We start from the raw sequence: 13,364 nt of genomic DNA on the forward strand, positions 1-13,364 counted from the left end.
ATAACGATGACAGACGTAGCGCTTGGCCGTAATGAGCCCTCTCGTGGATCGGCGGCTTTGAAACTGGTCATATACAGCTTCATAGGCATATTTTTCTTTTTCGTACCCGTCACCATTGGCGGTAAATCGACCATCCTGCTCGATCACGCAGCGACCGCGATTGCCACGCAGCTTCGCCCTGCCGCTCTCGTTTTCGTCTGCTTGCTTATCGCTTATGGTGCCTTTGCACCTTTCGTAACGGGCACGTGGAAAAAGAATGTAACCGAAAGAATTTTCTCCGTTCTACGTCTGCTCGGCCTCATTGCAACTGCCATGTATCTCGCCAATATCGGTCCGGCTGCACTTTTCACGCCCGATATGCTGCCGTTCCTGTTCGACAAGCTCGTACTGTCGGTCGGCCTGATCGTGCCGATCGGTGCACTGGCACTGGCTTTCCTGATTGGCTATGGCCTGCTCGAATTTACCGGCGTCATCGTTCAGCCTGTCATGCGCCCGATCTGGCGCACGCCGGGCTGGTCGGCCATCGATGCTGTGGCATCGTTCGTCGGCAGCTATTCGCTGGCACTTCTCATCACCGATCGCGTCTACAAGGAAGGCAAATACACCGCCCGTGAAGCGGCAATCGTCGCCACCGGCTTTTCAACGGTATCAGCCACCTTCATGATCATCGTCGCAAAGACGCTGGGCCTTATGGATGCGTGGAACCTCTATTTCTGGACCACTTTCTTCGTGACCTTCATCGTGTCTGCTATCACCGCACGCATCTGGCCATTGAGCCGCATGGATCATCCGGGCGACCGCGACACCCCATTGCCCGAAGGCAAGGGCCGTATTCAAACGGCAATCGACACCGGCATCCAGCAGGCACAAAATGCCCCCAAGCTTCTGCCGCTTCTCGGGGCGACGTTCCTTGATGGCCTGCGCATGGCAGCCATGATCCTGCCCAGCATTATGGCCGTCGGGCTTCTCGGTCTGCTTGCGTCCAAATATACGCCGATCTTTGATCTTCTGGGTCTGGCGCTCTATCCGTTTACATGGCTTGCGCAACTGGCCGATCCGATGCTTGCCGCAAAATCCATGGCGTCCGGCCTTGCAGAAATGTTCCTGCCAGCCATCCTCTTGAAGGACGCCGATGTCGTTTTGAAGTTCGTCGCCGCCGTTGTCTCGGTCAGTCAGGTTCTCTTCCTGTCGGCCTCAATCCCTTGCGTTCTTGCCACCTCGATCCCGCTCAAGTTCCGGGACCTGATCGTGATCTGGTATATCCGCACGGCACTCAGCATCCTGCTAACGGCACCAATTGCCTTCTGGGCAGCATCCAATGGATGGCTCGGTTGATGGTCGAAATTCTCAAGGCCGAAAGTCATCGCCGCATGCCATGGAAAAATGGCGGTGGCGTTACGGTCGAAATCGCCGTCCATCCGAAAGGAGCGTCAGTCGATAATTTCGACTGGCGCATTTCTATGGCGACCGTCGCCAGCGATGGCCCGTTTTCCGTCTTTCCCGGCATCGACCGCACATTGTCGGTGCTGGAAGGAGACGGCATCTTGCTCGATGTCGAAGGACAGCAGAGCACCCTCACCTGCGAAAGCGTACCGCTGTTCTTCGCTGCGGATGCTCAATCCAGCGCACGGCTGATCGGATCGGCCATTACCGACCTCAATGTGATGACCCGGCGCGGACGGTTTGCCCATATGGTCCGGCGCCTGCCCGTCAACGGCACTACGCTCACCCAGGCCAATGGCAATCTGGTTCTTCTTTTCTGTGCCGAAGGTCAGATCGATCTGACACTCGCGGCGAAAACGACAAAACTTGAGCAGCATGATTGCGCGGTTGCCACAAACTGCGACGCCTTGCCTCTTGAGCTAAAGGGGAAGGGAGCCGCTTACCTGATTTCGATTAGCCCAATCTGATCAGTAGTTTACGACTATTCCATCGAGAATGAAGTATTCAAAGAACCGCAACGAACTCTCTGGACAGACGATACGGTCCTGTTAATTTGACAGGAGTAAGAGACAAAAAAGTCTCACTATAAAAGGGGTACTACACATGAAGAAATCATTGCTTGCCGGGGCGGCACTAGCAGCTTTCACGTTAACGTCTGCAGCGCACGCTGAAACGGCCGTTTCCCTTGGCTTTTCCGGCTGGACCGGCTTTGCTCCGCTGACGCTTGCCAAGGAAGCCGGAATTTTCAAGAAGAATGGCCTCGACGTCACACTGACCAAAATCCCGCAGGCAAGCCGCCATCTGGCCCTCGCTTCCGGTGATATCCAGTGCGCGGCCACCACCGTTGAAACATGGATTGTCTGGAACGCGGCTGGCGTGAAGACCAAGCAGATATTCCAGATGGACAAGTCCTACGGTGCCGATGGTATTGCGGTGCGTGCCGATGTGAATTCCTTCGCCGATCTGAAGGGCAAGACGGTTGCCGCTTCTGCTCCGGGTACGTCGCCCTATTTCCTTCTCGCCTTCATGCTCGCCAAAAACGGTATGACGACCAAGGACGTCAAGGTCGTCAATATGGAGCCGGGACCGGCTGCACAGGCTTTCGTGGCCGGCCAGAACGATGCCGCCATGACCTACGAGCCTTATCTTTCCACCGTGCGCGCAGCACCCGACAAGGGCAAGATTCTTGCCACCACGCTCGATTATCCGGCGGTCATGGACACGGTCGGCTGCACGCCCGATTTCCTTGAAAAGAACCCCGAAGCCGCCAAGGCGCTTGCCGACAGCTACTTTGAAGCGCTGCAGATGATCGCTTCCGACAAGGCGAAGTCCTATGAAATCATGGGCAAGGACGTGAAGCAGTCGGGCGAGGATTTCGGCAAGTCGGCAGACTATCTGCGCTGGCAGGACAAGGCAGCCAATCAGAAGTTCTTTGAAGGTGAATTCAAGGAGTTTTCAACCGAAGCCGCCGATCTTCTGCTGAAGGCGGGTGTGATCAAGTCGAAGCCCAATCTCGATGACATCGTGGATACAAGCTTCATCAAGTAACATCGCTTCATATGCAGGCCCGGACGACACGGCCGGGCTTCCTTATTTTCCGCCCGTCGAGTGCGGCGGATGCACGACTAAACAGGAAAATATATGCAGCCCTTGCAGCCGATAGGCAGTCAGACCCGGATATTACTGGGCATTCTATTCTTCATTCTCTTCTTTGTGTTCTGGGGTATAGCCACTCTGGGCGGCTTCGTTTCCCCGACTTTTCTTGCCGACCCCATCACCATGGTGAAGGACGGCTGGGATCTCATCGCCAATCAAGGCTTTATGTCCGATATCGGAATGACTGTCTGGCGCGTGCTGGGCGGCTTCGTACTCGCTAGCGTCGTTGCCATTCCGCTCGGCATCGCCATGGGCGCATACAAGCCCATCGAGGCGCTGCTGGAGCCCTTCGTCTCTTTTGCGCGCTATCTTCCCGCTTCGGCTTTCGTTCCGCTGTTGATCCTCTGGTCAGGCATTGGTGAAACACAGAAGCTGCTCGTCATCTTCATCGGCGCGGTGTTCCAGATCATTCTCATGATCGCCGTGACGGTCTCCAATACGCGTCGCGATCTTGTCGAAGCAGCCTACACGCTCGGCGCGTCGAACAGCGGCATCATTCGCCGCGTACTTATGCCTGCCAGTGCGCCGGACATTGCCGAAACGCTGCGCCTCGTGCTTGGCTGGGCATGGACCTATGTGATCGTTGCCGAACTCATCGGTGCATCGTCCGGCATCGGCTACATGATCATCAACTCTCAGGCCCTGATGGCCACCGGCCAGATCATCTTCGGCATCATCGTGATTGGTGTTATCGGCCTGATTTCTGATCTCGCTTTCAAATATTTCAACCGCTGGCTCTTTGCATGGAGGTTCGCATAATGGTTACCAAAAGCGACCAGGAACTTGTCATCAAGGGCGTGAGCCGTACCTTTCCGGGCGTGCATGGCGGCAAGCCGACACTGGCATTGCAGCCGACCGACCTCGTCATCCCGAAAAATGATTTCGTGACCGTCCTCGGCCCCTCGGGCTGCGGCAAGTCCACGCTTCTTCGCATCATCGCCGGTCTCGACAGGCCCACCACCGGCAGCGTGATGCTGGAGGGCAATCCTGTCACCGGACCGGGTGCAGATCGCGGCATGGTGTTCCAGTCCTACACACTGTTTCCTTGGCTCACCATCCGGCAGAATGTCGGCTTCGGGCTTCGTGAGAAGGGCGTGTCGGAAAAGCAGGCGCGTGAAATCGTGGACAGCTATATCGACAAGGTCGGACTACGCGGCTTTGAAGATCACTGGCCAAAGCAGCTTTCGGGCGGCATGCAGCAGCGCACAGCGATTGCCCGCGCACTCGCCAACGACCCAAAGATCCTGCTTCTCGACGAGCCGTTCGGCGCGCTCGACAACCAGACCCGCGGACTGATGCAGGAGCTGCTGCTCGGCATCTGGGAGCGGGAGCACAAGACGGTCATCTTCGTCACCCACGATATTGAAGAAGCCATATTCATGGCAACCCGCGTGGTTACGATGACGGCCCGTCCGGGCAAGATCAAATCGATCACACCGGTCGATATCGTGCATCCGCGTACCTACCACGTCAAGGCAAGCCCGGAATTCTCCGAACTACGTCTGAAGTTGACCGAAGAAATCCGCAGCGAAGCCATTGCGGCAGCAAAGCAGGCTGCCTGAAAATAGCTGTTTCCCATTGCAGCCGACTGACCTATGAAAAGACTGCGACGTGATCGCAGTCTTTTCGTTTCAGGACACATCCAATCATGGCCGTTTCAGCAGAAGAACTTGAAAACCGCATCGTCTATGTCAACGGCGAATATGTCGTCGCCCGCGATGCGCGCATTTCCATCTTTGACCGTGGCTTCCTGTTCGGCGACGGTATTTACGAAGTGACTGCCGTGCTCGAAGGCAAGCTCATCGACAGCGAGCCGCATATGCGACGCCTGCGCCGCTCGACCGGCGAGATCGGTATTCCGATGCCGATGAACGAAGACGAGATCGTTGCCATCGAGCGCGAGCTGATCCGCCGCAACAATCTGACTGAAGGTCTGGTCTATCTGCAGGTGACACGCGGCGACGGACGCGACCGTGATTTCGTGCCCGCGAAAGGCATGAAGCCTTCGGTTGTCCTGTTCACGCAGGAAGCCAATCTGCTCGACAAGCCTGCGCTGAAGACCGGCGCCCGCGTGCTTTCGCTGGGTGATCTGCGCTGGAAGCGCCGCGACATCAAGACGGTCTGTCTGCTGCCGCAAGCGCTTGCCAAGGAAATCGCCAAGAACGCCGGTTGCGATGAAGCGTGGATGATTGAAGACGGCTATGTAACCGAAGGCGCATCGTCGACCGCCTATATCGTGACCGAAGATGATGTCGTCGTTACACGCCCGAACAGCAATTCCATTCTGCCCGGCTGCACACGGCTGTCGCTCCTGCAGCTGATCGCCGAGACCGGCATGAAGCTGGAAGAGCGCCTCTTCACCATCGATGAAGCCTATGCGGCGAAGGAAGCTTTCCTCACCAGTGCTGGCACATTCGTCACACCGATCACCGTCATCGACGAGAAGACCATCGGCGCTGGAACACCCGGTCCAGTTGCCCAGCGCCTGCGCGAGATCTATCTCGATCACGCCCGCCGCACGGCAATCTGAAAACTGAACTGCCGCACGCCAGTGAAGCGGCTAAGATTTTGGTTATGGCGAGCCGAAAATGGTGAAGTTTGAGAACCGGAGCGCAGCGTACTTCTGAACATAATCCCGAAAAGTTGCAGACTTTTCGGATAAGATTATGTGCCTAAACAAGGTACGTGAGCACCGGAAGCGCAAAACAACGCCATTTGCAGGCCGCCAGAGCCGAAATATCAGCGTTTCTGGTTATAGACGTCGATACAGACAGCCCCCAGCAACACGATCCCCTTGATGACCTGCTGATAGTCGATACCGATGCCGAGGATCGACATGCCGTTGTTCATCACGCCCATGATGAGCGCGCCGATCACGGCACCTGTCACACGGCCCACACCGCCATAGGCGGAAGCACCGCCGATGAAGCAGGCCGCGATCACGTCCAGCTCGAAGCCGATACCGGCCTTGGGCGTTGCCGTGTTAAGGCGCGCCGCAAAGACCAAGCCAGCAAGCGCCGCCAGCACACCCATATTGACGAAAGCCAGAAATGTCAGCCGTTCGGTCTTCACACCCGAAAGCTTGGCCGCATGCCGGTTCCCGCCCACCGCATAAATCTGCCGCCCGAGTACGGTCCGATTGGTGAGGAACGCATAGGCCGCAATCAGAACGGCCATAATGATGAGGACGTTCGGCAAGCCGCGATGCATTGAAATCAGCAACGACAAATAGGCAATCGCCGAAAAGAACAGGATGTTCTTGATGACGAAAAGGCCAAAAGGCTCGGTTTCCACTTCATGCGCGATATGACGCTGACGCGATTTGACATTCTGCCAGATCATGAAACCGGCCAGCAGCACGCCGATGATAAGCGATGTCAGATAGACGCCACCCGTCGTGCCGATGATTTCCGGAATAAAGCCGGACGATAGTTTCTGGAACACGACCGGAAACGGCCCCACCGACTGGCCGCCAAGCACGGCAAGCATCAGCCCCTTGAAGACCAGCATGCCCGCCAGCGTGACGATGAAGGACGGGATATTGAAATAGGCGACCCAAAAGCCCTGCATTGCGCCGATAATGCCGCCGGCCAGCAGGCAGAGAATGGCTGCAATGGGAAACGGCACGCCCCATTTGACCATCATCACAGCGGCAAGCGCACCGATAAAGCCACAGACCGAGCCGACCGAAAGGTCGATGTGCCCGGTGACGATGATGAGCAGCATACCAAGCGCCATGATGACGATATAGCTGTTCTGCAGAACCAGATTGGTGAGGTTCAGCGGCTTCATCAGCACACCGCCAGTCACGATCTGGAAAAAGATCATGATCGCAACAAGCGAGATCAGCATGCCGGATTCACGCAGATTGTTCTTGAGATACCGCCCCACGCTGCTCGCCGGAGCTTTCGATCCACTGCTTCCGATGATATTCTCGCTCATGGCCGTTTTCCCTTGTTCTGCATGATGGCGCGCATGATGTTCTCCTGCGTTGCTTCCTCGCCAGCGACTTCGCCGACAAAGGCTCCTTCATGCATGACGACGATGCGGTCGCAGATGCCGATCAGCTCCGGCATTTCCGAAGAAATGACGACCACGCCCTTGCCGCTATCCGCCAGTGAATTGATAATTGTGTAGATGTCATATTTCGCGCCGACATCGATGCCGCGCGTCGGTTCATCGAGGATCAGCACGTCGGGCCCGGTGAAGAGCCACTTCGACAGCACCACCTTCTGCTGGTTGCCGCCCGAAAGCGTGCCCGTCTCCTGATAGACATTGTGACAGCGAATGCTCATCTGTTCGCGATAGGAATTCGCGATCTTCATTTCGCGAATATCGTCGATGATGCCTTTCGGGCTGACGCCGCGTAAATGCGCAAGCGAGATGTTGCGCGAAATATTTTCGCCTAAGACCAGGCCGAGCTTCTTGCGATCCTCGGTCACATAGGCGAGCCCCGCCTTGATGGCCCGCGCTACAGTGGAAATATCGGCATTGTTGCCGTTGATACGCGCCTCGCCGCTGATATTCGTGCCCCATGAACGCCCGAACAGGCTCATGGCGAATTCTGTGCGTCCCGCCCCCATCAATCCGGCAATACCGACGATTTCACCTGCCCTCACCTTAAACGACACATTCTTGACCGAGTGCCGTTCCGGATGCAGCGGGTGATGCACCGACCAGTTGTCGACTTCGAAAATCACCTCACCGATCTTCGGATCGCGCTTCGGGTAGCGGCTTTCCAGATCGCGGTCGACCATCTTGCGGATAATATCGTCTTCCTCGACCTCGCCCGCATTGCAGTCGAGCGTGGCCACTGCCTTGCCATCGCGCAGCACCGTGATCTTGTCGGCAACTTCGCGGATTTCATTGAGCTTGTGCGAAATGAGGATCGAGGTGATGCCTTGAGCACGAAACTCACGCAGAAGCGCCAGCAATGCCGCGCTGTCCGTCTCGTTGAGGCTTGCGGTCGGTTCGTCGAGGATCAGAAGCCGCACGCGCTTCGACAATGCCTTGGCAATTTCGACAAGCTGCTGCTTGCCGACACCAATATCGGTGACGAGCGTATCGGGCGATTCCGACAGGCCAACCTTCTGCAAAAGCTCGCGAGTGCGCTTGTGCACCGTGCTGCGGTCGATGACCCCGTAACTTGCCGGTGGATTGACGAGGAAAATGTTCTCGGCAATCGTCATGAGCGGTATGAGCGCCAGCTCCTGATGGATGATGACAATGCCAAGCGCTTCGGAATCGTTGATGTCGCGAAACTGTCGCTCTTCTCCGTCGAAGAAGATCGACCCCTCGTAGCTGCCATGCGGGTAAACGCCCGACAGCACCTTCATCAAGGTCGACTTGCCTGCTCCGTTCTCGCCGACAAAGGCATGAATCTCACCCGGCATGACCGTGAAATTGACATCGCTCAGCGCTTTGACGACGCCGAAAGACTTGCTGATGCCGCGCATTTCCAGAAGCGGCTTGCCGGCGATTTCCGGCTTACCGTCAGGCTGCTCGCGCAGGACAGGATTGGCTACATTCATCGCTCGCTCCCATTACAAATCTGCTTTGCCATTGCCCTCAACAGAAAGACAACGCTGTCAATCGCCGAGCCTACCCCAGCCGAAAGGCTGGGGATTTGGGGCAAAGGCACGCAGAAAGGTTACGGGCATATCCTCCGATACGCCCGAAACCGCATTACTGGATCTGGTCTTCCTTGTAGTAACCGCTATCGACCAGAACCTGCTTCCAGTTCGACTTGTCGACGATCACCGGCTTGAGCAGATAGGACGGCACGACCTTGACGCCATTGTCATAAGTCTTGGTGTCGTTGACTTCCGGCTCCTTGCCGGTCATCAGCGCATCGACCATGTCAACCGTGACCTTGGCGAGCTCACGCGTATCCTTGAAGATGGTCGAATTCTGTTCGCCAGCGAGGATCGACTTCACCGAAGGCACTTCCGCATCCTGACCCGAAACAATCGGCATTGGCATGTCACCGCTGCCATAGCCTACACCCTTGAGGGACGACAGGATACCGATGGAGATGCCGTCATAAGGCGACAGGACCGCGTCGAGCTTCTTGTCGGAATAATAGGCCGAAAGGATGGAATCCATACGGGCCTGAGCGGTTGCACCATCCCAGCGCAGCGTTGCGACCTTGTCCATGCCGGTCTGGCCGCTGCCGATGACTACCTTGCCGCTATCGATATAAGGCTGCAGAACGGACATCGCGCCGTTGTAGAAGAAGTAGGCGTTGTTATCGTCGGGCGAACCGCCGAAAAGCTCGACATTGAACGGACCCGGCTTGTTCTTCAGGTCAAGAGCCGTTTCGATAGACTGGGCCTGAAGCACGCCAACCTGGAAATTGTCGAAGGTCGCATAATAATCGACATTCGGCGTATCGCGGATGAGGCGGTCATAGGCGATAACCTTGATGCCCGCATCGTGTGCCTTGGCCAGAACATCGGAAAGCGTCGTGCCGTCGATGGATGCAACGACGAGAACCTTGGCGCCCTTGGTCACCATGTTTTCGATCTGCGCCAGCTGGTTAGGTACGTCGTCTTCAGCATACTGAAGATCGGTCTGGTAGCCGCGTTCTTTCAGCACCTTGACCATGTTGTCGCCATCGGCAATCCAGCGTGCCGAAGACTTCGTGGGCATGGCGACGGCGACAAGACCCTTGTCTTCCGCATGCGCCAGACCGCTAAAGGCAAGCGCGGCCATCGCGACTGCCAATGTTAGAGATTTCATGCCTGCCATTGTCTCACTCCCAAATTGGGACAGGCTTTTCCGCCTGTCGTTCTCCCAAAATTTCCGCCCCCGCCTTCCGGCCATGCGGAATTCCTCCGGAACAAGTTCTCAAGGGGCCGTCAGCCCGCGATCTTGTCCCATGCCGCAACCGCGCGCTCAGCGCGTTCGCGAACCTCAGCAACCGTCAATCCGGCCTTGTAAAGACTGGAACCGAGTCCAAAGCAGCTCACTCCCGCTGCCCGATAAGTTGCAAAATCAGTCTCGGACACACCACCCACAGCGCCGACCGGAACATCCTTCGGCAAGACGGCGGATATCGCCTTGATACCGTCCGCGCCGAGCACGCTGGCCGGAAAGAATTTCAGCGCCGATGCGCCCGCCCGGATCGCTGAAAAGGCTTCCGTCGGCGTGAAAACGCCGGGCATCGTCACCATGCCGTGCTGTCCGGCACGACGAATGACATCCGGCTCGACATTGGGGCTGACCAGAAGCCTGCCGCCGACATCGTTGAGACGGTCCACATCTTCGACGCTCAACACGGTCCCGGCCCCGATCAGCACGCCCGCAGGCGCAAGCTTCGCCGCCTTCTCAATCGAGACGAAAGGCTCCGGCGAATTGAGCGGAATTTCAATCGCCTCGAAACCCGTCTCGATCAGCGCTCCGACGATTGCTTCCGTTTCTTCCGGGCGAATGCCGCGCAGGATCGCGACCAGCGGATAGCGCAGCTTTGGCCATGCAATGCGGTCGCTCATTGCGCAACTCCTCCGAAGGCGTGTTTTGCAGCCATGAACAGACCGTTTCGCACCAGCTCATCGGCTGCAACGCGCCTGACTGTCAGCCCGGCAATTTCAAGCGCGCTGGCATAGAGCGCACCCATCGTGTCGTCTGAAAGGAGCAGCACTTCTTCGGGTTTGCCATAAAGCATGCGCCCGCCTGCCACTTCCAGCCCGATCAACAAGCCCGACAAACGGGCCAGCTGATCGGTCGGCTTGCGATCATGGACGAGCCAGCCTGCGCGAATGGAAAACAGCGCGTTGGAAATCAGTGCCTGGTTTTCGAGCGACGCCCTGACGCCCGCAGCGAAAGCCACACCATTCGGATCGACCGCAGCAGCACCTTCCAGCGCACCGGCCAGCACCGACTTGTCCTTCAAAAGAGCGAACATTTCGCCGGTCATGAAGGTTCGGTAATCGGCAAGGCCACCGTCGGCAATCCGCACCCATTTGGCATGGGTGCCGGGCATGACGACAACCGCATCATGCGTGCCGCCGTGCACAAGACCGAGCAGTTTTGTCTCCTCGCCACGCATAACATCGGGTGCCGTTTCGTCCCGACGCGCGACGCCCGGCAACATGATGACGTGACGGCGCGCAGGCACGCGCACCGCAGCCTTCACGATGCCATCCAACCCGGCGGGCAAGCTCATATAGGGCGCTTCGATCCAGCCGGTCCGCGAACCGGCCATGCCGCAGATCACCACCGGCAGATCGTCCGACGCGCCGACAGAAGCAAGGTGCCGTTCGAGCGTTGGCTCGAAACCGGCTTCCTTTGCCTGCAGCAGACCGTCATCGCCACGGCTTTCGCCCAGCACATTGCCATCGACATCCAGCGTCCAGAGGCGGAACCGGGTGGTGCCCCAGTCCGCAACTGCCGCAAATGGCTTTTTATCGAGAGCCATCCGGGGAACCTTAGTGGTTATCTCGCGGCAGGCCACGCGTATGCGCGATGTCCTGATACTTGACCGCGTTTTCGAGAACTGCACCGGTTTCCATCTGGCCGACAACGGCGCGCTGGATTTCCTGCCATGGTGTCTGGCTTTCCGGATATTTGTAGCCACCGGCAGCTTCCAGAGCCTTGCGACGCTCCGCCAGTTCTTCGTCAGAGATCAGAATGTCAGCGCTGCCGCGACCAAGATCGATACGCACGCGGTCACCGGTCCTCAGAATAGCAAGACCGCCGCCAGCAGCAGCTTCCGGGGAGGCATTGAGGATCGACGGCGAACCCGACGTGCCCGACTGGCGACCGTCGCCGATGCATGGCAGTGAGCTGATACCCTTTTTCAGAAGGTAATTCGGCGCGCGCATGTTGACGACTTCCGCCGCACCTGGATAACCGATGGGGCCAGCGCCACGCATGAACAACACCGTATTCTCGTCGATTTCCAGTGCCGGATCGTCAATGCGGTGATGATAATCTTCCGGCCCATCGAATACGACCGCCTTACCCTCGAATGCATTCGGGTCCTTGTCGTCAGACAGATAGCGATTGCGGAACTCGTCCGAAATCACGCTGAGCTTCATGATCGCCGACGAAAACAGATTGCCGCGCAGCACGCGGAATCCGGCATGCTTCTTCAGCGGCTGATCGTAGGTCTTGATGACATTGCCGTCTTCGATGATCGCGTTCTTGCAATTCTCGCCGATGGTCTTGCCATTGACGGTCAGCGCATCTTCATTGATGAGGCCCTGCCCCATCAGCTGATTGACGACGGCCGGTACGCCACCCGCATGGTAGTAATCTTCGCCAAGATATTCACCGGCAGGCTGCAGATTGACCAGAAGCGGAATTTCCTCGCCATATTTCTGCCAGTCATCGACCGTCAGCTCCACGCCGACATGACGGGCCAGAGCGTTCAGATGGATCGGCGCATTGGTCGAACCGCCGATAGCGGAATTGACGCGGATGGCATTGACGAAGGCATCCTTGGTCAGAATGTCCGACGGCTTCAAATCCTCATGCACCATTTCAACGATGCGGCGTCCCGATAGATAAGAAACTTCCTGACGGTCGCGATAAGGCGCCGGAATGGCGGCGGAGCCCGGAAGCTGCATGCCGAGCGCTTCGGCGAGCGAATTCATCGTTGTGGCCGTGCCCATCGTGTTGCAATAGCCGGTCGATGGAGCCGAGGAAGCAACCAGCTTGACGAAGCCCTGATAGTCGATTTCGCCCTTGGCAAGCAGCTCGCGCGCCTTCCAGACGATGGTGCCGGAACCTGTGCGTTCGCCACGGAACCAGCCATTGAGCATCGGACCCACCGACAGCGCAATCGCCGGAATATTGACGGTTGCAGCTGCCATCAGGCAGGCAGGCGTGGTCTTGTCACAGCCGATTGTCAGCACGACACCATCAAGCGGATAGCCATAAAGCACTTCCACGAGGCCAAGATAGGCAAGGTTGCGGTCCAGACCTGCGGTCGGGCGCTTGCCGGTTTCCTGAATAGGATGAACCGGAAATTCAATGACAATGCCGCCCGCCTCGCGAACACCTTCGCGCACGCGCTTGGCCAGCTCCAGATGATGACGGTTGCAAGGTGAGAGGTCGGAGCCCGTCTGCGCAATGCCGATGATCGGACGACCGGACTGCAGCTCTTCCTGGCTCAGGCCATAATTCATGTAGCGCTCCAGATAGAGCGCCGTCATATCGACATTATCAGGATTGTCGAACCAGGCGCGCGAGCGGAGCTTTGGCGTTTTCGGAGAGACGGGCTTGTTCATTTCATTGTCCTGCGTGGGTGAGAGGCCGCG

Annotated in this window: 12 protein-coding genes; 6 read left to right on the forward strand and 6 right to left on the reverse strand. The window is 57.5% G+C overall.

The annotated features are described in order from the left end of the window. The first annotated feature begins 6 nt into the window (after positions 1 to 6). The 6 genes from AAE521_RS15235 (at position 7) to AAE521_RS15260 (ending at position 5,629) form a co-directional block, all read left to right on the forward strand. Positions 7 to 1,335, forward strand: a complete 1,329-nt coding sequence (locus AAE521_RS15235) for a YjiH family protein (protein WP_010659501.1) — start codon at positions 7 to 9, stop codon at positions 1,333 to 1,335. Continuing rightward, positions 1,332 to 1,910, forward strand: a complete 579-nt coding sequence (locus tag AAE521_RS15240; protein WP_342061778.1) for a HutD/Ves family protein — start codon at positions 1,332 to 1,334, stop codon at positions 1,908 to 1,910. Before AAE521_RS15235 ends, AAE521_RS15240 begins: the two co-directional genes overlap by 4 nt. Before the next feature lie 136 nt (positions 1,911 to 2,046). Continuing rightward, positions 2,047 to 2,991 carry an ABC transporter substrate-binding protein gene (locus AAE521_RS15245; RefSeq protein ID WP_012091495.1) on the forward strand — a complete coding sequence of 315 codons (945 nt, stop codon included), beginning with the start codon at positions 2,047 to 2,049 and terminating at the stop codon, positions 2,989 to 2,991. 93 nt (positions 2,992 to 3,084) lie between these two features. Further along, the gene (locus AAE521_RS15250) at positions 3,085 to 3,858 is read left to right on the forward strand and encodes an ABC transporter permease (RefSeq protein ID WP_012091494.1); all 774 of its coding nucleotides are present in this window, start codon (positions 3,085 to 3,087) and stop codon (positions 3,856 to 3,858) included. Continuing rightward, on the forward strand, positions 3,858 to 4,661 hold the full coding sequence (locus tag AAE521_RS15255) for an ABC transporter ATP-binding protein (RefSeq protein ID WP_342061755.1): 804 nt from the start codon (positions 3,858 to 3,860) through the stop codon (positions 4,659 to 4,661). The genes AAE521_RS15250 and AAE521_RS15255 overlap by 1 nt, the downstream gene beginning before the upstream one ends. An 86-nt stretch (positions 4,662 to 4,747) precedes the next feature. Next, a complete protein-coding gene (locus AAE521_RS15260) occupies positions 4,748 to 5,629 on the forward strand; it encodes a D-amino-acid transaminase (RefSeq protein WP_342061756.1) in 882 nt (293 codons plus the stop codon). Positions 5,630 to 5,838: 209 nt separating this feature from the next. On the opposite strand, the gene mmsB is transcribed toward AAE521_RS15260, so the two are convergent. From mmsB to AAE521_RS15290, 6 genes are all read right to left on the reverse strand, one after another. After that, positions 5,839 to 7,041: a multiple monosaccharide ABC transporter permease gene (mmsB, locus tag AAE521_RS15265; protein WP_010659495.1), complete on the reverse strand. Its 1,203-nt coding sequence runs from the start codon at positions 7,039 to 7,041 to the stop codon at positions 5,839 to 5,841. Next, the gene (mmsA, locus tag AAE521_RS15270) at positions 7,038 to 8,630 is read right to left on the reverse strand and encodes a multiple monosaccharide ABC transporter ATP-binding protein (RefSeq protein WP_342061757.1); all 1,593 of its coding nucleotides are present in this window, start codon (positions 8,628 to 8,630) and stop codon (positions 7,038 to 7,040) included. Before mmsA ends, mmsB begins: the two co-directional genes overlap by 4 nt. Before the next feature lie 154 nt (positions 8,631 to 8,784). Further along, on the reverse strand, positions 8,785 to 9,849 hold the full coding sequence (chvE, locus tag AAE521_RS15275; RefSeq protein WP_342061758.1) for a multiple monosaccharide ABC transporter substrate-binding protein: 1,065 nt from the start codon (positions 9,847 to 9,849) through the stop codon (positions 8,785 to 8,787). 110 nt (positions 9,850 to 9,959) lie between these two features. Beyond that, a complete protein-coding gene (locus AAE521_RS15280) occupies positions 9,960 to 10,592 on the reverse strand; it encodes a 2-dehydro-3-deoxy-6-phosphogalactonate aldolase (RefSeq protein WP_342061759.1) in 633 nt (210 codons plus the stop codon). Then, complete coding sequence (locus AAE521_RS15285; protein WP_342061760.1) at positions 10,589 to 11,518, reverse strand: 2-dehydro-3-deoxygalactonokinase; 930 nt, start codon at positions 11,516 to 11,518, stop codon at positions 10,589 to 10,591. Before AAE521_RS15285 ends, AAE521_RS15280 begins: the two co-directional genes overlap by 4 nt. 10 nt (positions 11,519 to 11,528) lie before the next feature. Further along, positions 11,529 to 13,334: an IlvD/Edd family dehydratase gene (locus tag AAE521_RS15290; protein ID WP_342061761.1), complete on the reverse strand. Its 1,806-nt coding sequence runs from the start codon at positions 13,332 to 13,334 to the stop codon at positions 11,529 to 11,531. Between the last annotated feature and the right edge of the window lie 30 nt (positions 13,335 to 13,364).

Source organism: Brucella cytisi, assembly GCF_038433355.1.
Taxonomy (GTDB): Bacteria; Pseudomonadota; Alphaproteobacteria; order Rhizobiales; family Rhizobiaceae; genus Brucella; species Brucella cytisi.